Raw genomic sequence first — 20,586 nt, forward strand, 5'->3', positions numbered from 1 at the left:
TTAAACTTTATGAAAACACAATTATAAAAATTTTTCACCCTAACATAAATTAAAAGATTTTCTGCGGGAAAATAATTTATAGAATTCGGAAATATCCATCATTCAGGTGATTGGATGGATTTAGATGGCATAATGACATGGGCCGAAAAGAATGTAAAGGCAGAGTATATAGAAATAAGAGGTGAAGAATTATCAAAATTGAGCATTGAGTTGAAGGATGGTGTTTTTCCAACCTTCACATCCCTAAAATCCTCGGGCTTTGGAGTTAGAGTTCTCGCAAACGGTGCCTGGGGATTCTCATCCACAAATAAATTTGAGCATCTGAAGGATGCAATTGAGAATGCCTATCGTATGGCAAAGGCATCTGCTCTTGGCAGACACGAAAAAATCAAACTGGCCGATATTGAGATTGTGCAGGATGAAGTCAAGTCAAAGATGAAAATCAAGCCAAGCGATGTGGATATTGAGGAGAAAGTCAAGAGAATGAAGGATTTGGAGAAACGCATAAAAGAAGCTCCCGAGGTTGCATCCACCCATATCCGATATCAGGATGCTTCGGGAATGAAGATTCTCTACACCTCGGAGGGAACGAGAATTGTTTGGGATATGGACTATGTGTGGCAGTACGTATGGGCCACTGGAAAAAACGAGAAGGGAATGGCAGCCGCCAGAGACGAGGTGGGCAGTGTTGACAGGGGCTGGGAACTTTTTGAGGAGGAGCACAACGAGGGGATTGCAAAAAGGATACTCAAAAAATTGAGGGGCCAACTAAACGGCGTGCCTGCAAAGCGTGGAGAATTCCCCGTGGTGGCGGGACCCATAATAGTGGGAATAATAGCCCACGAGGCCCTTGGACATCTTGCAGAGGCGGATCTCACGATAAACTCTCCCTTCAGGGATCTGATAGGGAAAAGGATAGCCCCTGAATTTGTAAGTATGAGCGATAGAATCGTGGAAAATGGGTTTGGAAACAACGTGTACGATGATGAGGGCACAAGGGTCAGGGATGTTCACATAATAAAGAATGGTGTGCTCAACGAGATCATGCTTAATCGTGAATATGCCGCAAAATTCGGAATGAAGCCAAATGGCCATGCAAGGGCTGAAAATTACTCTGTACCCCCAATAATCAGAATGAGAAACACCATTTTTGAGAGGGGAGATATGAGCCTTGAAGAACTTCTAGAAGGCATAAAATTCGGATACTACCTCGTGGATTTCCGCGGCGGCCAGGCAGAGCTGAATTCCTCATTTCAGGTGGGTGTACAGGAGGGCTATGTGATCCGCAACGGAGAGATTGCAGAGAGCATAAGGGACACATCAATAAGCGGCATAGCCATAGAGGCATTGAAGCAGATAACCGGTGTTGGAAAGGATTTCGGGCTTGAGATGGGACGCTGCGGAAAGGGTCAAACCGCCTATGTGAGCAGCGGAGGCCCGCATATGAGATTTGATCGCGGTATAGTGGTAGGTGGTCAGCAATGAATCTCATAAGATATGGTGAGAAATTCTTTGATGAGATTGAAATTGCAACATACAGGAAGAGGGAAACCTCCGTGGACGTTGAACTCAATCAGGTATCCCTATCATCCACGAGCGATAGAACCATAACAGTGATTCGGGGAGTTAAGGATAAAAGGGTGGGCATATACATAGTGGATAGCGAGGATGAAAACGAGATAAAGAGAGGCATAGAGATGGCTGCAAAGAACGCCAGAATGAACGAACCCGATGGAAGGTGGGTTAGCCTGCCCGGGGAGCAAAAATACGCCAGCGTGAAAATTGAGGTCAGCGATGACCTAAAAAATATGAGTCCCGACATTCTGGTAGATATGGCCAATGAAACAATAAAGGAGATAAAAATGAGGGATGAAAATGCCATGGTTGCGGGAGGTGCCGCCGGAAGTTTTTGGTCCGAAAATAGGATAGTGAACTCACATGGGGTGGATGTGCTTCAGGAATTCGGTGGCACGTTCTTCTACCTCTACGCCATAGGTAGGAAAGATGGTACGGTCACCCCGGGAATCATGGAGTTTGATGTTCGAAGGGATACAAATATTTCCACTGATGCTGTGGTGAATTCCATACTTGAGAGACTTAAATACGCCTACAGGGTTGTGAAGACCGAAAATGGGGAGAGCGATGTTATGCTTGAGCCCCTGGCACTTGCAGAACTTATATACTTCGCCCTTTTGCCAGCACTAAACGGTGAAAAGAAGGTAAAGGGCACATCCCCCATAGCAAATAGGGTTGGCGAGAAAATTTTGCATGAGAGGATAAACATTGTGGATGACCCATGGCACCCTCTAAGCATATCTCCAATCATAGCGGATGATGAGGGTGTGGCCGCGAGAAAAAATGTGATATTTCAAAACGGCGTCTTCAGGGGCTTCCTCTGGGACAATTACTGGGGAAATGTCAGCGGCGAGGGGAGCACCGGGAATGGAATAAGAAGTCTGGCAACTGGAGGGATAAGCATAGGTGCCCACAACCTCGTAATAGAGAAGGGAAAGAAACCCAGGGAGAATTTGATCTCCGAGATGAAAAATGGTCTGATTGTATCGGGGTTCCAGGGTGCGCATTCAAGCAATCCAGATACTGGGGATTTCAGCGTGGTGGCAAATCCCGCATTCAGGGTTGAAGATGGGGAAATTGTCGGTTCTACGGTGTTCATGATGTCAGGTAACATTTACACCCTTCTGAAGAACGTGAAGGATATTTCCAGCACCCAGAAAAACATAGTGATGATGGGCAATGGAACAATGCCAGATATCGTGTTTGAGAATGTGAAAATCGCACCGGTGAGCAAATGATGGGGAAACTCATTCCAGTAATCCTGACATCGGTGATCTTTCTATCCATCTTCGCCACCATCGGCCAGGGAGAGTATCCCAATTTCAAAATAAATTCCCCAAAGATAACGGATAAGTTCGTGGACTACGACATTTCAGAGGTATACTCCCACATAAACGAAAAAAATGTGACCATAACCATGGTCGTATGGGGAATGATCAATGTTGTCCCCGAAAGGGGATGGTTGAAGGAATACGATGTGAATATCACCGACAATTTTGGAAACTACGTCCACTGCTTCCTTGCCACCGAAAATGGCTCAAAGGCAATGGGTTACATAATGGTGAACAGAGAGCCGCATATTGTGGATTACACAATAAACACCTCCGCCCTTACATGGATCATTCCAAAGGGTTACTTCCAGAACCTGACAGGCAATCTAACCATAAATGCCTACGCGGGAATTGCCGACCTCTCAAAGGAAAAATTCATATTCCTGGACCACGCAGAGTACCCAGCACCGCCCCAAAAGGAGGAGGGCATACCCCTTGAACTCTATCTTTTAACGGGAGCAACCATATTTGCCGTCATCGTGGCTATTGCCCTTGCAATAAAGAGGTTCAAAAAATAAAAATTTTTAATCCTTCGACGCATTCTCCAACCATGCTTAAAATAAACGGGGAAAACCTGACCGTTGAGGATGTTGTAAGGGTTGCCAGATTTGGAGAGAGAGTTGGAATTTCTGAATCCTCCATTCAAAGGGTTAAGCATTCAAGGGAAATTGTGGAAAGAATTCTGGAAGAAGAGCGTGTTGTGTACGGGATAAACACAGGGCTTGGAGAACTGGTGAATGTGAGAATTCCCAAGGAAGATCTGAAAAATCTGCAGATAAACCTCATAAGAAGCCATTCTTCAGGTGTGGGTGATCCTCTTCCCGAGGAGATAGTCAGGGCTGCAATGCTCATAAGAGCCAACAGCCTTTTGAAAGGATTCTCAGGAGTTAGAGTGGAGATCATTGAAACTCTTATTGCCATGTTAAATTCAGGAGTTACCCCAATTGTTCCCAAATTCGGAAGCGTTGGTGCAAGCGGGGATCTTGCGCCCCTGGCCCATGTTGCCCTGGTAATGATAGGTGAAGGGTATGCAAAGTACAAGGGAGAGATTATGGACGGAAAGAAGGCCATGGAAAAAGCAGGAATAAAAACCGTTGAAATTCAAGAGAGGGAGGGGCTCGCACTTCTGAACGGAACCGCAATGATGGCAGCCCATGCTGCAATTGCAGTTTACGACTCCTACAATATAATGAAGAACGCCCTTATAAGCGCTGCCATGAGTTTTGAGGCACTTAAGGCCACAGATAGGGCTCTGGATGAAAGGATAATGAGAGCAAGACCCCATCCTGGGCAGATCAGGGTAGCCGAGATACTTCGGGAGATTCTTAAGGATAGCGAGATCGTGGCGAGGGCAAGGATAGAAAAGGTCCAGGATGCCTATACCCTGCGCTGCACGCCCCAGGTTTATGGAGCCATTCTGGATACCCTCAACCACGTGAGGGATGTGGTGGAGAGGGAGATAAATTCAGCCACAGACAATCCGCTCATATTCGACGAGCCCATTTCTGGAGGAAATTTCCACGGTGAGCCCATTGCCCTGGCCATGGATTTTCTTGCAATAGCCCTAACGGATCTGGGCAATATGATTGAGAGACGCATCGCTAGGCTTGTGGACTCAAAGTTGAGCCACCTCCCCCCGTTCCTCATCGAGAACAGCGGCACAAACTCAGGGCTGATGATCCCACAGTACACCGCAGCCGCCCTGTGCAACCGCAATAAAATTCTTTCGTATCCCGCAAGCGCAGATACCATACCGACCAGTGCCAATCAGGAGGACCATGTGAGCATGGGAATGAACTCTGCCATAAAATTGAGGGAAATTGTGGAAAACGTGAAGTACATAGTTGCCATTGAATACCTCTGCGCAAATCAGGCCCTCCACATTGGAGGCTTTTCCGCTACCGCCATCCAGAGGGCAATGGGTGCACTTGGAGTTGAGAAATTTGAAACGGATACGGTATATTCCCCAATAATAGAAGGAATAAAAAGAAAAATTGACAGTGAGGAAATTGTGAAAAGTGTGGAAGGAAAAATCAACTTATCTCTCTGAGCCTCTTTTCTATTTCCTTCACATCGAGGTAGGTAACAGCCAGGGGAATCTCTTCAATTGTCGCCAGTTTAACGGCAAGTTCATCAACCTTTCCAGGTCTCACGTAGACAACAGCACTTGGCTTTAGAGGATGAGCACGAATTGCAATCATCGGGGATCGCCCGTAATGTACACCAGTGAATATGAGAGCCCTATCAATGCTCCATCCGTAAACCCTGAGATAGTCAAATGAATTGTAATGGAGTATGGCCTTCAAACTGTCCAGGATGGTGTATCCATAAATGGGGCGCTTCGCCTCAAGTTCAGAATTCACAATTTCAGCATCAATTATATTCATAAAATTGCCCACGCTTATCTCGTAGGGAAATTCACGCATGTCTATTATCGCCTCCTCCCCATAGGTGCTTGAGAGTTCCTTTATCTTCACTCCTCCCCTTGATTCATCAATTTCAATAAGGGCATTGACAAACTTGCGAACCATCACAACACCCGGGGATTTGCGGCGACCGGATTCATAATCGCTTATCACCGAGGAGGATATCCCGAGATACTTTGCCAGTTCCTGCTGGGATATTTCAAACATCTCCCTCCACTTACGCATGGTTGCCCCGGGTCTGGAAGAGAGGACTATCTCCCCGGCAATTTTCTCTCGAAGGTCCATAATAATCCATGCACCTATGTAATTTAAATCTTCTTCACGGAAAGGATAAATAATAGCATATGCATGCACATGCAAATGAATGGCCTGAAAAATCTGTACTCTGATCTGCGAACAATTCTCAGGGGCAATATTGGGGTTCTGTTCACCACATGGATATTGCTCAACTTCGGTCACAGTCTGGTCATGAGATTCAACGGAATCTACTTCTCCGCATTGGGAGCAAGCAACGTTATCCTCGGACTCATGGGCGCTCTCACCTTCGGTATGATGGCCCTGCTCCAGATTCCGGGAGGGTATCTGGCAGATGCCTTTGGAAGGAGAAAGGTGATCGTGATATTCACGAGTATAATGGCATTTTCAACGCTCATATTTGCCCTGGCACCCTCCTGGCAATGGATCGTGGTGGGGCTCATTATTTCAAATGTGGCCCTTCTTTACCAGCCCGCACTTTTCTCAATGATGATGGATTCCCTACCCTCCCATCGCCGAGCGGAGGGTTTTGCCATCACGAATATATCCATGATACCCGGCATATTTGGTCCAATAATAGGAGGGGCATTGATCTACACCTACGGCACGGTGCCGGGCATGAGAATTGGATACATCGTGCTGTTCATCCTCTCCATAATGGCAGCCCTGCTTCGAATAAAACTTAAGGAGACAATAAAACCGAAGAAGAGCAGGGAGAAATTCATTGAGAGTTTCAGGATCCTTAAGAACCTGGGAAGGGGTGCAAGGGGAGTTTTGCTCATAAATATGATCACATCCGCCGCTGGAGGCATGGTCGGATACTTCGTTGTGAAATACGCCTACGGATACACCTCCTCTCTCATCTACGGCATAGCAATGGCCATGATCACGGTTATCGTCGTGCTCGTTGGCATACCCATTGGAAAGAGAGCCGATTCCCGTGGTAAAGAGAGGTTCTACATGCTGGGTGAATTAATGGCAGCGGCGGCACTCTTAGTCTTCATAGTTCCCTCCACGGTTGCCCTGTTCACCTACGCAATCCTCATAGGTCTATCCCAGGCGTTCAGCCAGCCAGCAAGCAACGGACTGATAGCGGATTATGTGAACATAGAAAATCGGGGAAGGTACACAGGCGTTTTCCTTTTCCTATCATACATATCCGCCATGGTTTTAAGCGCCATGGGAGGCTACATATACCAGATAACCCCGTGGTTGTTGTTCGCATTATCTGGCGTGCTCTATCTCCTTGGAGGAATCCTGGCATTTCTTCTGCTCGTGAAAAATAGATAGCCGTTTAGAAAATTAGATATAGGAATGAGGGTTTACTATCTGGTAATGATAACAGGTAGGGAGAGGTGCAAGACCGGAATCGAAGGTTTGGATAATGTGCTCAACGGGGGAATTCCGAGGGGCAATACCATCCTTGTAACCGGATCCTGCGGGACGGGAAAAACCACCTTGAGTTTGGAGTTCCTTGTTAGGGGCGCGCTTATGGGTGAACGCTCAATGTACATATCAGTCACAGAGGTACCGGAAAAACTGATTGAAAATATGCGCACCTACGAATTCTTTGACATGCGTCTCATTGAAGAGAAGAAACTCATATTCGTGGACCTCCAGGAGATATACGTCAAACTCGGCCTTGAGAAACTTGAATTTACCCTCGAGGATGTGAACATTCTCGCATCCCAGATTGTGAAAATGGTGAAGGAACTTGGAATAAAGAGACTGGTCATAGATAGCATAACCTCAATATGCTATCGTCTCACATCCAAGGAGCAGATAAGAGAGTTCATACTCCAGCTTGGCAAGGACCTATCTGATATGGGATGCACCACGCTCCTTGTATCGGAACTTCTTCCATCCTCCGCCGGCTATTCCCAGTACGGGGTTGAGGAGGCAATTGCGGATGGTATAATATTCATGGGCAACCTTGAGAGGCGCGGAGATCTGCTTCGAACGATACAGGTAATAAAGATGAGGGGTACAACCCATTCCCGCGCAAAATACGTGCTCGATCTAACCCCCATAGGAATACTTCTTGCCCCCCTCTTGAAAGGAGGCAGCGTGGAGGTGCGTTGAAATGAGCATTACTTCAAGCATAGTTGACAAACTTGACGAACTCCCACCGGCGTCATCCCTAGCCCTTTACGTTAGCGTTAACACGTATTTTGACGCTCTTCGCGCCATAGTTGATATATTTGCCACAAAGCACGATCTATACGTGTTTTACATATCCTCCACCATGCCCTCCAAGAACATTGTAGGGCTCCTTGAAATTCTGGGTGTTGATACATCCCGCATATTCTTCGTTGATACCATATCCCACCTGATGGCCAATGCCGGTGAGATGAGCGATAGGTTCCTATACATTGAAAGCCCAACAATGCTTGAAAATGTTATGCTAAAGATAGATTACCTGCACAGGAAATACGGGGACAAGAAGGCAATCGTCGTGCTCGACTCTGTAAATTCCATGGCAATACACAACGATTTGAAGATTCTGAGCGAGTTCCTGCACATATTCGTAACATCCCTGAGAAGCTGGGAATCCTACATGGTCATAATATCCATGAAGGAGCAGAATACCCAGGATATCGTGAGCATGATGAATCTGATCTGTGATGATGCCTTTGATGCTGGAGGGGAGGGAAGATGAGCGTATATGAGACCACAAGCATAGGGATAAGCACCCTTGACCGGGCCCTTATGGGTGGTGTTCCCAGGGGATACACAATCCTGCTCTACGGCTCCCCAGGATCCGGCACGGAACTCTTTGCCAAGCAGTTCGCAGCCTCTGGCGCTTCCAAGGAAAACGTGATTTACTTCACAACCATTGAGAGAGATGAGGACATAATTGCAACGATGAAGGAATTTGGCTGGGATACGAACATAAAGATCATAAACATTGGGGTGGAGTACTATCACAAGGTTCTGGAAAAAGAACTGGTCATAAGCAAGTACCGAGAGGAGGGAATTCCCATAAACGAGATCTTCAAACCTGCAAGAAAGAGGGAGGAGAAGGAGGTGAATTTCCTAACCAAGGTAACCTACGAGATTTCAAAACTCAAACCTCCATTTCGCATAGTCATAGACTCCCTAGATTTCTTCCTCAACAGGTACGAGAAGACCAAGGTAATATCCTCACTTAGAACCATAAAGGCCCACGCCCAGTACTACGGAGGTGTTGTTCTAATAACCATGCTCACCCCTGGAAACAAGGGCTCAGTGCACGGAGGAATTGAGGAGATCGTGGATGTGATACTTGAGATGGAGATGAAGAGGAGCGACGAAGGATTTGAAAAGTACCTGCTTATCAAGAAGGTGCGCAACCATCCAGAGAAGGTGGGAATATTCAAATACGATGTGAATGAGCAGGGAATAGTGCTCCTGAAGTGAGGAAATGGAGAGAAGTGGATTTGCCAATCTGCCCCTCCATCCGGGCCACGCACCCAGATGGCTTTTTGGCAGAATGGTTCGCCTGTCTGGAGAGATAGTTAGGATCATTGCCCATGAATATGGCACAGGGGAGGTACTGCGCAGATTTGCAGATCCCTACTGGTTCCAGGCATTCTCCTGCGTGATAGGATTTGACTGGCACTCTTCTGGCACAACAACGGTAACCATGGGCGCCTTAAAGCAGGCGTTAAGTGTGGAGGACGGCCTCGTGGTGGTGGGTGGCAAGGGCCGAATATCAAGAAGCACACCGCTGGAAATTGAGAATCTGGGATATGAGATGGGACTTTCATCCCAGAAAATTGAAGAGATAAAGTACGCAAGCAAGATGGCAGCCAAGGTTGACAACACCGTGCTTCAGGATGGATATCCACTTTACCATCACACAATGATTCTGGACGAGCATGGAAACTGGGTGGTTATACAGCAGGGCATGAATCCAGAGAGGAGGTACGCAAGGCGCTATCACTGGCTATATGGAATTAAGAGTTATGTGAACGAACCTCGCACGGGAATAATTGCAGATTCAATAGAATCTCGGGTGCTTGATATGAGCGCAAGGGTGAGCGAGGAGGCCAGAAAAATATCCGTGGACGTGGTACGCGATAATCCAAAAAAGATGAGGAACATGATTGCGGATGTGAGCGCCAAGGGACAAAAAACGTTGGACGAATTCTCCAATGTAAAGGTGCTAACAATGCCCTGGCACATAAATTGGAATGCCCTGTTTAAAGCATACGAAATTCAACCCAGAAATTACGAAGAACTCATCGGAATGAAGGGTATAGGTCCATCCACGGTTCGTGCCCTTGCCTACATAGCGGAAATAATATACGGTGCGGAAGTTTCATGGAAAGATCCGGTAAAATACTCCTTTGCCCTTGGAGGAAAGGATGGTGTGCCAAAGCCCGTGGACAGGAAGGCATACGATAAGAGCATAGAAATCTTGCAGATGAGCATAGAGGAGGCATCCCTGGGCAGGAAGGAGAAATTGGAGATGCTGCAAAGGTTGAGGAGGTTTGTTCCACCTTAGGCGAAAATTATAATTAACCGAGCGGAAATACCCTCAACAATGACAAATATTTCTGATGAGGAGATAAGGGAGCTTAAACTGAAAGCCAATGAAATCCGCACCTGGAGCATAAAGATGATATATGCTGCTCAATCCGGGCATCCCGGCGGGGCATTAAGCGCTGCAGATATTCTTGCCGTGCTGTATTTTCACGAGATGCGCGTTGACCCCAAGAATCCAGAGTGGCCAGAGAGGGATAGATTCGTGCTGAGTAAAGGGCATGCCTCCGCAGCATACTATGCTGCACTTGCAATGCGTGGATTCTTTCCCACAGATGAACTTCTTAAATTCCGAAGGGTGGATTCCTTCCTGCAGGGGCATCCTTCGCTCATGGTTCCCGGCGTGGACATGTGCACCGGCTCTCTGGGCCAGGGGCTGAGCGCCGCAATCGGCATGGCACTCGCTGCAAAACTTGATGAAAAGGAGTACAGAGTTTACACAATTCTGGGGGATGGTGAGATAGAGGAGGGCAATGTATGGGAGGCGGCAATGACGGCGGCTACGCGCAAGCTGGATAATCTCGTGGCCATAGTGGATCGCAATAAAATTCAACTGGATGATTTTACAGATACCATGGTTGCCCTTGATCCCCTTGAAGAAAAGTGGCGTGGATTTGGCTGGCGAGTGATATCCATCAACGGTCATGATGTTGTTCAGATAATCCGCGCTCTGGAAGAGGCTAGAAAAACGAAGGGAAGGCCGACGGTAATCATAGCGCATACCGTGAAGGGCAAGGGAGTTAGTTATATGGAGAACACCGCCAAGTATCATGGCAAGCCTCCGCAGAGTGAGGAAGAATATAAATTGGCATTGAAAGAACTTGAGGAAGAGAGGCGATCAATATGAACTGGGAGTATGAGTCTCCAAGAAAGGCATACGGGAGCACGCTCGTTGAATTGGGGAGAGAGCGTGAGGATATTGTGGTTATGGATGCTGATCTGAGCACATCAACCAAGACTGCAATGTTCGGTAAGGAGTTCCCAGAGAGATTTTTCAATCTTGGCTTACAGGAGCAGAATATGATGGGCATTGCCGCCGGTCTCGCGCGGAGTGGTAAGACGGTTTTTGCATCATCTTTTGCAGTCTTCGCAACAGGACGCGCTTATGACCAGATAAGGCAGAGCATTGCCTACCCAAAACTCAATGTGAAGATTGTGGCAACGCATGGCGGAGTGACAGTGGGGGAGGACGGAGCATCTCACCAGATGATTGAAGATATTGGATTAATGAGGGGCCTTCCCAACATGCGTGTAATTGTGCCCGTGGATTCAAACGAAGTGCGCAGCGTGATAAGATTCGTTGCCTCGGAACCAGGACCATTCTATGTTCGCTTAACAAGGACGGCATTGCCTAATCTAACCGAAGGAGAGTTTGAGTTTGGAAAGGCTCGAGTGATGAGAGATGGAGATGATGCCACGATAATCGCCACGGGTATTGAGGTATCATACTCTCTTCTGGCAGCAGAGATTCTCAAAAAGGAGGGGCTGGACGTGCGGGTCATCAACATAAGCACCATCAAGCCGATAGATGTTGATATGATAGTGAAGGCAGCGAGAGAAACTGGAATGATAATGACTGTGGAGGACCACAATATTTACAATGGTCTTGGCTCGGCGGTTGCAGAGGTGCTCGTGGAGAATTACCCTGTACCTATGAGAAGACACGGAATGAAGGATGTATTCGGTAGAAGTGGGAAGTGGAACGCTCTCCTCGAATATTACGGAATGGACGATAAAGGGATAGCGAAGGAGATGCTCTCTTTCATTAAGGAGGTGAAAAAATGAAGATATTCATAGACACTGCAAGTTTGAAAGAGATAAAGGAAGCGATTTCTTGGGGTATAGTGGATGGAATAACCACTAATCCATCGCTCATTCGCAAGGCGGTGGAGACTGAGGCAAAGGGTATGAAACTGGAAGATTACATTGCAGAAATTTTGAGGGTTGCCGGAGAGGACAGGCCGGTGAGTCTCGAAGTGATGAGTGTTAAAGCCAAAGATATGATTCGTGAGGCCGAGATTCTTTACAATAAATTCAACGATATTGCGGGCAATGTTGTGATAAAGGTCCCAATAAACACATATGCGGGGTATTATGAGGGGTTGAAAACCATAAAGGCACTGAGCGAGAGAGGAATCCCTGTTAACTGCACTCTCATAATGACCCCCGAGCAGGCATTGTTGGCTGCCAAGGCTGGTGCGAGGTATGTGAGCCCATTTGCAGGCAGAATAGATGATTACATTCGTACCACAAAACTTGGGCTTGTGGCTGGCAGGGATTTTCAGAAGGGCGATTACTATCCCTGGGATGGAAAGGGCGTTGACGACAACGGTATAAAAAGCGGCTCCGATCTCGTTGAAAAAACGGTAATCATACTGGAAAATTACGATTATGAAACGGAGGTCATTGCTTCCAGCATCCGCAATGCAAGGCAGGTGCGGGAGGCTGCGATCAGCGGCGCTGACATTGCAACAATTCCATTTGCCGTTCTGGAGAGCATGCTTCTACATCCCAAGACGGAAGAGGGAGTGAAGAAGTTCAGTGAGGATGCAGAGAAGGCGGGCTACAAAGAGGTTTTCAAATAAATTTTAGGTTTTATCCCTTTTTAGATTTATATTGAACATTCTGAGCACAAAATTTATTTCTTCTCTACCAAATTCTCCGAGGAGATAAAGAATTCCAACATATATCATAGCAAACAGTATGAAGGAGCCAACCACAGAGTACCACGATAGAAGGGGCACATGAATTTTTATGATAAATATAACAAGTGCCGCTACACCTCCCGCAAGGATATGCAGGAGTATATGCCTCTCATATTTCACTCCCAGGATTTTATAGGCCTTGTACCTCAAAAATACAAATCCTATTAGAAAGGATAGAAGCGTTGCCAGAGCTGCCCCTGTGCTTCTCAACCCAAAAAGAGGAACACCCATTATGGATTTTGGAATGAACAGAGTATTTAGAACGACATTCACCGATGCCTGAATAATGCCAACCTTCATAACCTCGTGGGGCCGGTTTGCAGAGGTGAGTAGGGATCCGTAGGGTCTATTTATGACTCCAAGATACGCGTATATGATCAGAATTATGAGTGGGGTGGAATATGGAATAAGAGATGAGCGGAATATATTCAAAATCTCGGGGGCCATGGCTACGGTGAACATAACAAATGGTGCTGAGATCAGGGAGAGATAGCGCTCTGCCTTTGAAGTGACCTTGAAGAACTGATAATGGTTTCTGCTCTCATAATAGGAAGATTGGGCTGGATAAAGGAAAAATGATACAGATCCTCCGAAATATGTGACAAAAAGGGCAATCTTCTGCACGGAGAAATAGCCTCCCACCTCTGCACTATTCCAGAAGAACTGAAGCATTGTTCTGTCTGTATAGGCCTGGATCGTGCCAACAACTCCCAGCAGGGCGAGTGGTATGGCAAAGAGAACGTACTCTCTAACCAAAGAGTAACTGGGTCTTTTTACAGATATACCATCGCCAACGGCCCAACCAATATATATGAGAAGTTTAAAAAACACCCCCATCAGATATGCATAGGTGAATAGCACACCAATGTATCCTATAGGAATCATAGGGTTAATCTTGTAATACACGGCAAATATTATTATCAAAATATCCTGCACCAGCACCTGCACGAATAAAGGCACAACGGATTTTCTCGCATCAAGTTTGGTCTGGTAAGTTGTTCTAAAAATATTGGCCAATGAGGAAAGAAGCATGCCGAGAATGGCTATGTAGACAGCCTTCTCGAGATAAGGAGATTCGAATTTATAACCGAAAAAATTACCAACAACGTAAAATCCACCGAAGGATACAACCAAGAATATTAGTCCGAGAAATCCCTTTATGAGGATATATGCCCCCATACACTCCTCTTTCTCCTTTTTCTGGGTGACCTTCTTCACATGGGCAGAATCCACTCCCAGGGAGGAGATGACACTTAATATTCCGGCAATTCCAAGGGCTGAGCCATAAATACCCCAGGCATACTGACCCACAAATCTAAGGGCAAAGAATAGGGTAACATAACCCAGAACTCCCCCAAAAATGTTGTATGATAATAGAAAAAGCGATTTCCTTGCGATTCCAGTATGCTCGGTCATATCTCCGCCCCTTTCAGGGCATCCTTACAGGGGCAGTTTCTCTCTACGGGAATCTTAGGTATGCCCTCTTCCAGCATTTTTTTCACCTTTTCCTCGTTCTCCTTCATCACATGCATCACCTCCTCAGTTGTCACCGGTTTCTCAGCCCAAACATCGTAATCGGTTATCGTGGATATGTTCACATAGCACATTTCCAGTTCCCTGGCGAGTTGCACCTCAGGAACGAGGGTCATACCTATTATGTCCGCAAACTGCCTGAACATCCTGCTTTCGGCCCTTGTGGAGAATCTCGGTCCCTCAATGCACACGTATGTCCCTTTATCATGCACAGGATAGCCGAGGTTCTTTGCCACGTCAATGAATATTTTCCGCAACTCTGGGCAGAATGGATCCGCCATACTTATGTGCACAACCTTTGGGCCATCGTAGAATGTGTACTCCCGCTTCTTTGTGAAATCTATGTACTGGTCCGTTATGACTATGTCTCCAGGTTTATAATCCTCCCGGAGAGAGCCCACGGCGCTTATGCCAATTATTCTCTCAACGCCTAAAGAATGTAAAGCATAGATGTTAGCCCGGTAGTTAACCCTGTGCGGTGGAATGAAATGGCCCTTTCCGTGTCTTGGCAAAAAGGCAACCTCCACGCCATTTATCTCACCAATCTCAACATTTCCTGAAGGTAAGCCATAGGGTGTGTGGACTTTCACGCCCTTCTTTGGAATGAAAACCCCGTATACTCCAGAACCACCGATTATACCAATCTTAGGCATGGTATCACCCAGAAGAGTATGTGCTCAAAAGATAAAAAAATAATGCATTTAATCAAGATTTATGGGACTTTGCAGAGCCATCGCCCTCCAGAAGTTTCTTTTTGAGGAGGGGAACCCACAGGGTTTCTATGATCACCGTCACGAGCACTGTTATCACAGTTGCACTGAGGATGATCTCGCCCCAGTGGATCATCTGGGGATTGTTGTACCTCAATCCAAGTGCCAGAGGCAAACCCGCAAGGGCAGAGGGTACCACGCCCCTTGGTCCCTCAAGGGCTATGAACAATGTTTTCTTCCACTTCCACTTAGGTAGTATAAGCAGGGTGGCCAAAGGTCTTGCCACAAAGATTATTATAAGTGCCAGTATCGTGCCGTAAAGGAGAACGCTCGGAGTTATTACGCTTAACTTCAAACTTGCTCCAAGGAGTATGAAGATGAATATGGTACCAAGCATGGCAAGCACGTCGTTGAAATGCATGTGCCATCTTATGGCATGGGATATCTCAGGACTGGTGTCATGGAAGAAGTCGTCGTAATTCCCAAGCAGTATTCCAATAACAGTGGCCACGAGAAATCCAGAGGCATTCAGAACCTCACCCAGAACAAATCCACCGAAGGCCAGGGTTATGGCCAAGATCTCCACATAGGGAGATTTTCTCAATTTTACCTTCTTTATACCCTCATATCCGGCATAGGCAATTACAACACCGAGAAATATGGACATTCCAACCTGATAGAGGAAATAAAGGATTGCGGCGGGGTAAAGAGTGACGTATGTGGCAAGTTGCTCAACAATATGGGCGCTTGGAGCCTGGGGCATAACAAAAACCAGGGCCACGGAGGTCAGCACTATGCCCAGGGGATCGTTAAATATGGATTCAGTAACTATCACCGTCTCTATATTCCTGTCAACATGATGCTGCTTGAAAAGTGGAATCAGCGTTGCAGGGTCAGTTGCAGAGATTATGGCCCCGAAAAGAAAACCAACGGCAAAGGGCAGGTGGAAGATCATAGAGAAGGCAAAGGCAGCAATTAAGGCAGTTATCAGAAGACCAAGGGTATCAAGTATGGCTATGGTGGTGAAGTTCTTAACAAGAAGTGAACGCCAGAGATGGTATCCCTCTGCAAATAAGATCATAAACAGGCCAAAAACCCTGGCATACTCGAACATGGCCAGTGCCAATTTTCTGTCAATCAGACCGAACACCGGTCCGGCAAGTATGCCGAAGATTATGAGAATAGGGATGTATGAAATATGGGTTCTCCTACTTATGAGCAGGGCAATAATCCCAAGTATCAGCACAACCAGAACCACGTAGGCAACCACATCCACCGTGGAATGCAACACCAGTGATATATTGAAATTCATCTTTCATCACCTAATTTAGGGTGATAACATTTACATATATACGTATTACTGAGGCATAGGCACTTATATGGCCATTTTCTCCTCCATCTCCCTTATCCTCTCCCTCTCCACTGCCTCTATGTGCTTCTCATCACCCCTCTTTCCCTTGATTCTATGGGATAGTTCCTTTATCGTTTCTTCTGGCCCGTAGCATATGAGTTCATCACCGGGCATGAGTTGAACCTCACCTCTTGGAGCACCTATGTACCTCTCCTCACCCCCAACCTTCCTTATTATCCCGAGAACGAGCACGCCCTCCTCGTTCAATCTCAAATCCTTCAATTTCTTTTTTGCAAGCCAAGAGTTTCTTCTTATCTTGAACCTACCGATGGTGTAGCCCTTGGATAAGCCCAAGAGGAGCTCGTAATCGTAGGCGTGGAGCTTTGTGAATTTTCTCAGGGCCCTTTTTATTATGTACCTCAATCCCCTGTCAATCAGTTTGGACCTCGCAAAGAGGAACAGCAAGATCAAGCCTATTGCAAGGTAAATCAGGCTATCCACCGTTTCCTGGGCATTCTTCCCAACAAAGCTCAGGAAGAGCATGGCCATTGCAGATGCTATTCCAGCACTGCCCACAAACATCAATATGCGAATTATTTTCCTTCTCACAGGATGGGACATAACGTACTCAGACTCACTGGTGGTGAATCCCACACCCGTGTAGGCGCTCTGTGCCTGAAATGTGGCCACCTCCCTGGATAACCCCGTCATCTCCAGGGCAACGGCTCCGATTCTAACGAAGATTATTGAGAAGAGAATCACGATGAGCAGGGATATGAGGGCTATCAACCTGAATCACCCAGTACATATAGGAGGGAGAATAATTAAATTTTGCTGAAAGTTTATTAAGGTTTAAGATGATATGCTTCTATGCGCATAATTATAGGCATAACCGGGGCCTCGGGAGCCATCGTGGGAATAAGGCTTCTGCAAAATCTCAACGCTGAGAGGTACCTGATAATCTCAGAGAATGCAGAAAAGATAATAGAATACGAGACCCCATACTCCTTGGAGTATGTGAAATCCCTTGCCAATAGGGTTTACGATAATTCCAGTATGAACGAGGATATAGCCTCAGGAACCACAAAATTTGACGCTCTTATCATCGCTCCCTGCTCAACAAATACCCTATCAAAGATCGCCACGGGCATAGCTGATAACCTGATAACACGTGTTGCATCCGTTGCTCTGAAGGAGGGAAGAAAAATCGTGCTGGTTCCCCGGGAAACCCCTCTGAGCCCGATAGTTCTTGAAAATATGCTCAAACTCTCAAAATTGGGCGTTGTTATCCTTCCCCCCGTGCCTGCATTCTACCTCAGGCCAAGAGATGTGGAGGATGTGGTGAACTACATCGTTGGCAAGATCCTTGATTCTCTGGGAGTTGAGCATGGGCTCTACGAGCCCTACTCTCCTCAGTAATCCAACTTGTCTTTCATCTCCTCATACATTTTCCAGGTTAGCACGGGCCTTCTGTTGGCCAGAACATCATCCACACGCCCTATGGCCGCATTATGAGGCGATTCCTCAAGAACCTTCGGATTTTCCTCGGATTCCCTGGCTATGCGTATGAGAACATCCGCAAATCTATCAAGATTCTCCTTCGTCTCCGTCTCCGTGGGCTCGATCATAAGGGCCTCGTTCACTATGAGGGGAAAGTATACTGTGGGGGCATGTATGCCAAAATCAAGGAGTCTTTTTGCAACATCAAGGGCCCGGGCCTTCTTGGGCCTGACAACGAATTCGTGCTTCCTCAAACTCTTGTGAGGGAGAATGTAATGCTCTTTTATGCGTTCCTTGAGATAGTTGGAGTTCACAACCGCGCGGATCGCCGCATTCTTTAGCCCCTCCCCACCCAGGCGCTTTATGTATGCCCATGCCTTGACAATGACTCCGAAGTTTCCGTAGAAGGAACGAACCTTACCTATGCTATGCTTCACGTTGTAATCAAGATAGTATCTGGAACCATCATAGCGCACAATGGGAACGGGCAGAAAATCCACAAGATCTCCCTTCACACCCACTGGTCCACTTCCAGGACCGCCACCGCCATGGGGCGTGCTGAACGTTTTATGCAGATTGAGATGCACTATGTCAAAGCCCATAATGCCCGGAGAGGTTATGCCCATTATTGCATTGAGATTTGCACCATCGTAATACAGCAGGGCTCCATTCTTGTGCATTATCCTTGCTATTTCCAGAATTTCTTCCTCAAATATACCCAGGGTGTTCGGGTTCGTGACCATGAACGCTGCTGTGGTATCATCTGTAGCCGCTTCCAACGCTTCAATATCCACCATGCCCTTTTCGTTTGAAGGAATCTCGATAACATTGAATCCTGCCATGGCGGCACTTGCGGGGTTTGTGCCGTGGGCCGAATCTGGAATCAAGACATTTCTTCTTTTCTCCAACTCCCCGTGCAGTTCATGATAGGCACGCACAATGAGCATGCCTGTGAACTCGCCGTGGGCTCCCGCGGCTGGCTGCAGGGTGAACCCATCCATATCCGTTATCTTTTTAAGCATCTCCTGCAACTCGTACATTATCTGCAATGCTCCCTGAACGGTGCTCTCATGCTGATAGGGATGCAAATAAGAGAACCATTTTGCAATCTCCTCGTTCAGGCGGGGATTGTACTTCATTGTGCAGGATCCCAGGGGGTATGTGTTTATATCCACCCCGTAGTTCATCTGTGAGAGCCTCGTGTAGTGCCTGACAACCTCATACTCCGGTATGTCTGGAATCTCCAATTTCTCTCTTCTCAAATTTTCAGGCACATTCACCTCTATGCTCCCATGCTCTCTACCCTGCATCTCAAACAATAGCGGCTCGTTGTACCTTGCCTGCCTGTACATTCAGAGCACCTCCTTTAAGGCGTGTACAAATTTATTCATATCCTCCTCCGTGTGCATCTCGGTAGTCGCAAGAAGCATCGCATTGCCAATGCCCCGGAAGCATCCGTCGTTTATGGGGTACCCTCCATGCACACCCCTTTCAAGCAATTTCTCGTTGATCCTGTGGGGATTATCTGGGAGATCCAGCAGGAACTCGTTGAAATGGGAGGCATTGAAATGGGGAGCAGAGAATCCCGCATTCTTCAACTTATCCATCAATTTTCTCGCGTTATCCATATTTTTCTTTGCCAGGGCTCTGAGACCATTTGAGCCCAGATAGGCAAGGTAGAGGGTGCTGAGCAGGGCGCATAGGGCCTCATTGGAACATATATTGCTCGTGGCCTTTCCCCTGCGAATGTGCTGCTCCCTTGTCTGAAGGGTCATGGTGAAGGCCCTTCTACCATCCTTATCCCTTGTCATACCTATCAACCTTCCAGGCATCTTGCGCACATATTTCATCTTCGTGGCAAATATGCCCAGTAGCGGACCTCCAAAACTTATGGGATTGCCAAGAATCTGACCCTCACCTACCACTATATCCGCACCGTACTCTCCAGGAGGTTTGAGAATGCCCAAACTTATGGGGTTCACACCCACTATGAATATCCTGGCTCCAATGATCTCCTTAACCCCGGGGGCATTCTCATCTATGACCCCGAAGAAATTGGGGTTCTCAACATAAACGGCAGATACATCATCGCCCATCATCTCACCCAGGGAATCAAGATCAACCATTCCCCTTTCGTTTAGCGGGTACTTTCTTATCTTCATTCCCAGACCCGCTATGTAATTTTTCAGGACGCTCTCCTTCTCCCAGTGCAGGTTCTCTGGAACGAGAATCTCCCTCTTGCGATTTATCCTGTAGGCCATCCTTGCTGCCTCACCTAAGGATGTGGAGGCATCGTACATTGATGAGTTGGCAACATCCATGCCTGTCAGTTCAGCCATCAAACTCTGGTACTCGAAGAGAACCTGAAGCATTCCCTGAGACACTTCAGCCTGGTATGGGGTGTAGGACGTTAAGAACTCTCCCCTTGAAGCAAGAGCCAGTATAACGGGTGGAATGTAATGAAAATACACGCCTGCACCGAGAAAATTGGGCATGTGGAAGAAATCCCTGTTCTTCTCGGCAAGTTTCTTTGCGTACCTGTAAAGTTCATACTCTTCCATACCCTCTATGTCTATGCCCTCCTTTCTGGCCTCCTCCGGTATGTCCTCAAAGAGGGCCTCCCAGGAATCAAGGCCCATATATTTAAGCATATCCTCAATATCCCTGTCCATG

Annotated in this window: 20 protein-coding genes; 13 read left to right on the plus strand and 7 right to left on the minus strand. The window is 46.9% G+C overall.

Going from position 1 to position 20,586, the window contains the following annotated elements:
* The first annotated feature begins 114 nt into the window (after positions 1 to 114).
* The 4 genes from AC0S1O_RS01035 to hutH are packed head-to-tail and all read left to right on the plus strand — an operon-like array spanning position 115 to position 4,956.
* A complete protein-coding gene (locus AC0S1O_RS01035; protein ID WP_475393910.1) occupies positions 115 to 1,485 on the plus strand; it encodes a metallopeptidase TldD-related protein in 1,371 nt (456 codons plus the stop codon).
* The gene (locus AC0S1O_RS01040; protein ID WP_475393911.1) at positions 1,482 to 2,813 is read left to right on the plus strand and encodes a TldD/PmbA family protein; all 1,332 of its coding nucleotides are present in this window, start codon (positions 1,482 to 1,484) and stop codon (positions 2,811 to 2,813) included. Before AC0S1O_RS01035 ends, AC0S1O_RS01040 begins: the two co-directional genes overlap by 4 nt.
* Positions 2,810 to 3,424: a hypothetical protein gene (locus tag AC0S1O_RS01045; RefSeq protein ID WP_475393912.1), complete on the plus strand. Its 615-nt coding sequence runs from the start codon at positions 2,810 to 2,812 to the stop codon at positions 3,422 to 3,424. The genes AC0S1O_RS01040 and AC0S1O_RS01045 overlap by 4 nt, the downstream gene beginning before the upstream one ends.
* Positions 3,425 to 3,456: 32 nt before the next feature.
* Positions 3,457 to 4,956, plus strand: coding sequence for a histidine ammonia-lyase (hutH, locus tag AC0S1O_RS01050; RefSeq protein ID WP_475393913.1), 1,500 nt, complete (start codon positions 3,457 to 3,459; stop codon positions 4,954 to 4,956).
* Here the strand turns inward: hutH and AC0S1O_RS01055 are convergent.
* Positions 4,940 to 5,617 carry a helix-turn-helix domain-containing protein gene (locus AC0S1O_RS01055; protein WP_475393914.1) on the minus strand — a complete coding sequence of 226 codons (678 nt, stop codon included), beginning with the start codon at positions 5,615 to 5,617 and terminating at the stop codon, positions 4,940 to 4,942. The two genes, hutH and AC0S1O_RS01055, sit on opposite strands and share 17 nt — an antisense overlap.
* Before the next feature lie 75 nt (positions 5,618 to 5,692).
* On the opposite strand from AC0S1O_RS01055, the gene AC0S1O_RS01060 reads away from it, so the two are divergent.
* Genes AC0S1O_RS01060 through AC0S1O_RS01095 form a run of 8 tightly spaced genes read left to right on the plus strand, consistent with a single transcriptional unit; the run spans position 5,693 to position 12,699 of the window.
* Positions 5,693 to 6,877 carry an MFS transporter gene (locus tag AC0S1O_RS01060; protein ID WP_475393915.1) on the plus strand — a complete coding sequence of 395 codons (1,185 nt, stop codon included), beginning with the start codon at positions 5,693 to 5,695 and terminating at the stop codon, positions 6,875 to 6,877.
* Between the two features lie 24 nt (positions 6,878 to 6,901).
* Entirely contained in the window at positions 6,902 to 7,669 is a 768-nt protein-coding gene (locus AC0S1O_RS01065) for an RAD55 family ATPase (protein ID WP_475393916.1), read from the plus strand.
* Between the two features lies 1 nt (position 7,670).
* Positions 7,671 to 8,246 (plus strand): hypothetical protein, encoded by a 576-nt coding sequence (locus tag AC0S1O_RS01070; protein WP_015282864.1) that lies wholly within the window; start codon positions 7,671 to 7,673, stop codon positions 8,244 to 8,246.
* Positions 8,243 to 8,986 (plus strand): RAD55 family ATPase, encoded by a 744-nt coding sequence (locus AC0S1O_RS01075; protein ID WP_475393918.1) that lies wholly within the window; start codon positions 8,243 to 8,245, stop codon positions 8,984 to 8,986. The genes AC0S1O_RS01070 and AC0S1O_RS01075 overlap by 4 nt, the downstream gene beginning before the upstream one ends.
* Positions 8,987 to 8,990: 4 nt before the next feature.
* Entirely contained in the window at positions 8,991 to 10,076 is a 1,086-nt protein-coding gene (locus AC0S1O_RS01080; RefSeq protein ID WP_475393919.1) for a DUF763 domain-containing protein, read from the plus strand.
* A 39-nt stretch (positions 10,077 to 10,115) separates the two neighbouring features.
* Complete coding sequence (locus AC0S1O_RS01085) at positions 10,116 to 10,961, plus strand: transketolase (RefSeq protein WP_475393920.1); 846 nt, start codon at positions 10,116 to 10,118, stop codon at positions 10,959 to 10,961.
* Positions 10,958 to 11,899 carry a transketolase family protein gene (locus AC0S1O_RS01090; RefSeq protein ID WP_475393921.1) on the plus strand — a complete coding sequence of 314 codons (942 nt, stop codon included), beginning with the start codon at positions 10,958 to 10,960 and terminating at the stop codon, positions 11,897 to 11,899. The genes AC0S1O_RS01085 and AC0S1O_RS01090 overlap by 4 nt, the downstream gene beginning before the upstream one ends.
* Complete coding sequence (locus AC0S1O_RS01095; protein ID WP_475393922.1) at positions 11,896 to 12,699, plus strand: transaldolase family protein; 804 nt, start codon at positions 11,896 to 11,898, stop codon at positions 12,697 to 12,699. The genes AC0S1O_RS01090 and AC0S1O_RS01095 overlap by 4 nt, the downstream gene beginning before the upstream one ends.
* 3 nt (positions 12,700 to 12,702) lie before the next feature.
* On the opposite strand, the gene AC0S1O_RS01100 is transcribed toward AC0S1O_RS01095, so the two are convergent.
* The 4 genes from AC0S1O_RS01100 to AC0S1O_RS01115 all read right to left on the minus strand — a co-directional run bounded on the left by AC0S1O_RS01100 (position 12,703) and on the right by AC0S1O_RS01115 (position 17,202).
* Entirely contained in the window at positions 12,703 to 14,235 is a 1,533-nt protein-coding gene (locus AC0S1O_RS01100; RefSeq protein ID WP_475393923.1) for an oligosaccharide flippase family protein, read from the minus strand.
* Positions 14,232 to 15,005, minus strand: a complete 774-nt coding sequence (locus tag AC0S1O_RS01105) for an S-methyl-5'-thioadenosine phosphorylase (protein ID WP_475393924.1) — start codon at positions 15,003 to 15,005, stop codon at positions 14,232 to 14,234. The genes AC0S1O_RS01100 and AC0S1O_RS01105 overlap by 4 nt, the downstream gene beginning before the upstream one ends.
* Before the next feature lie 52 nt (positions 15,006 to 15,057).
* Positions 15,058 to 16,374 carry a cation:proton antiporter gene (locus AC0S1O_RS01110; protein ID WP_475393925.1) on the minus strand — a complete coding sequence of 439 codons (1,317 nt, stop codon included), beginning with the start codon at positions 16,372 to 16,374 and terminating at the stop codon, positions 15,058 to 15,060.
* A 63-nt stretch (positions 16,375 to 16,437) separates the two neighbouring features.
* Positions 16,438 to 17,202: a TrkA C-terminal domain-containing protein gene (locus AC0S1O_RS01115; protein ID WP_475393926.1), complete on the minus strand. Its 765-nt coding sequence runs from the start codon at positions 17,200 to 17,202 to the stop codon at positions 16,438 to 16,440.
* Positions 17,203 to 17,283: 81 nt separating this feature from the next.
* On the opposite strand from AC0S1O_RS01115, the gene AC0S1O_RS01120 reads away from it, so the two are divergent.
* Positions 17,284 to 17,832, plus strand: coding sequence for a UbiX family flavin prenyltransferase (locus AC0S1O_RS01120; RefSeq protein WP_475393927.1), 549 nt, complete (start codon positions 17,284 to 17,286; stop codon positions 17,830 to 17,832).
* Here the strand turns inward: AC0S1O_RS01120 and gcvPB are convergent.
* Together gcvPB and gcvPA are read right to left on the minus strand one after the other, a co-directional pair.
* On the minus strand, positions 17,826 to 19,265 hold the full coding sequence (gene gcvPB, locus AC0S1O_RS01125) for an aminomethyl-transferring glycine dehydrogenase subunit GcvPB (RefSeq protein WP_475393928.1): 1,440 nt from the start codon (positions 19,263 to 19,265) through the stop codon (positions 17,826 to 17,828). The genes AC0S1O_RS01120 and gcvPB overlap by 7 nt on opposite strands.
* A complete protein-coding gene (gcvPA, locus tag AC0S1O_RS01130; RefSeq protein ID WP_475393929.1) occupies positions 19,266 to 20,585 on the minus strand; it encodes an aminomethyl-transferring glycine dehydrogenase subunit GcvPA in 1,320 nt (439 codons plus the stop codon).
* Between the last annotated feature and the right edge of the window lies 1 nt (position 20,586).

Source organism: Candidatus Aciduliprofundum sp. HYA1 (assembly GCF_056175085.1).

Excerpts from the sequence above, each read along its gene's own strand:
- AC0S1O_RS01065 (WP_475393916.1), top strand. The coding sequence starts at position 6,902 with ATGAGGGTTTACTATCTGGTAATGATAACAGGTAGGGAGAGGTGCAAG.
- hutH (WP_475393913.1), top strand. The coding sequence starts at position 3,457 with ATGCTTAAAATAAACGGGGAAAACCTGACCGTTGAGGATGTTGTAAGG.
- gcvPB (WP_475393928.1), bottom strand. The coding sequence starts at position 19,265 with ATGTACAGGCAGGCAAGGTACAACGAGCCGCTATTGTTTGAGATGCAG.
- AC0S1O_RS01090 (WP_475393921.1), top strand. The coding sequence starts at position 10,958 with ATGAACTGGGAGTATGAGTCTCCAAGAAAGGCATACGGGAGCACGCTC.
- AC0S1O_RS01105 (WP_475393924.1), bottom strand. The coding sequence starts at position 15,005 with ATGCCTAAGATTGGTATAATCGGTGGTTCTGGAGTATACGGGGTTTTC.
- AC0S1O_RS01120 (WP_475393927.1), top strand. The coding sequence starts at position 17,284 with ATGCGCATAATTATAGGCATAACCGGGGCCTCGGGAGCCATCGTGGGA.
- AC0S1O_RS01095 (WP_475393922.1), top strand. The coding sequence starts at position 11,896 with ATGAAGATATTCATAGACACTGCAAGTTTGAAAGAGATAAAGGAAGCG.
- AC0S1O_RS01055 (WP_475393914.1), bottom strand. The coding sequence starts at position 5,617 with ATGGACCTTCGAGAGAAAATTGCCGGGGAGATAGTCCTCTCTTCCAGA.
- AC0S1O_RS01035 (WP_475393910.1), top strand. The coding sequence starts at position 115 with ATGGATTTAGATGGCATAATGACATGGGCCGAAAAGAATGTAAAGGCA.
- AC0S1O_RS01070 (WP_015282864.1), top strand. The coding sequence starts at position 7,671 with ATGAGCATTACTTCAAGCATAGTTGACAAACTTGACGAACTCCCACCG.
- AC0S1O_RS01085 (WP_475393920.1), top strand. The coding sequence starts at position 10,116 with ATGACAAATATTTCTGATGAGGAGATAAGGGAGCTTAAACTGAAAGCC.
- AC0S1O_RS01060 (WP_475393915.1), top strand. The coding sequence starts at position 5,693 with ATGAATGGCCTGAAAAATCTGTACTCTGATCTGCGAACAATTCTCAGG.
- AC0S1O_RS01075 (WP_475393918.1), top strand. The coding sequence starts at position 8,243 with ATGAGCGTATATGAGACCACAAGCATAGGGATAAGCACCCTTGACCGG.
- AC0S1O_RS01040 (WP_475393911.1), top strand. The coding sequence starts at position 1,482 with ATGAATCTCATAAGATATGGTGAGAAATTCTTTGATGAGATTGAAATT.
- AC0S1O_RS01080 (WP_475393919.1), top strand. The coding sequence starts at position 8,991 with ATGGAGAGAAGTGGATTTGCCAATCTGCCCCTCCATCCGGGCCACGCA.
- gcvPA (WP_475393929.1), bottom strand. The coding sequence starts at position 20,585 with ATGGACAGGGATATTGAGGATATGCTTAAATATATGGGCCTTGATTCC.
- AC0S1O_RS01100 (WP_475393923.1), bottom strand. The coding sequence starts at position 14,235 with ATGACCGAGCATACTGGAATCGCAAGGAAATCGCTTTTTCTATTATCA.
- AC0S1O_RS01110 (WP_475393925.1), bottom strand. The coding sequence starts at position 16,374 with ATGAATTTCAATATATCACTGGTGTTGCATTCCACGGTGGATGTGGTT.
- AC0S1O_RS01045 (WP_475393912.1), top strand. The coding sequence starts at position 2,810 with ATGATGGGGAAACTCATTCCAGTAATCCTGACATCGGTGATCTTTCTA.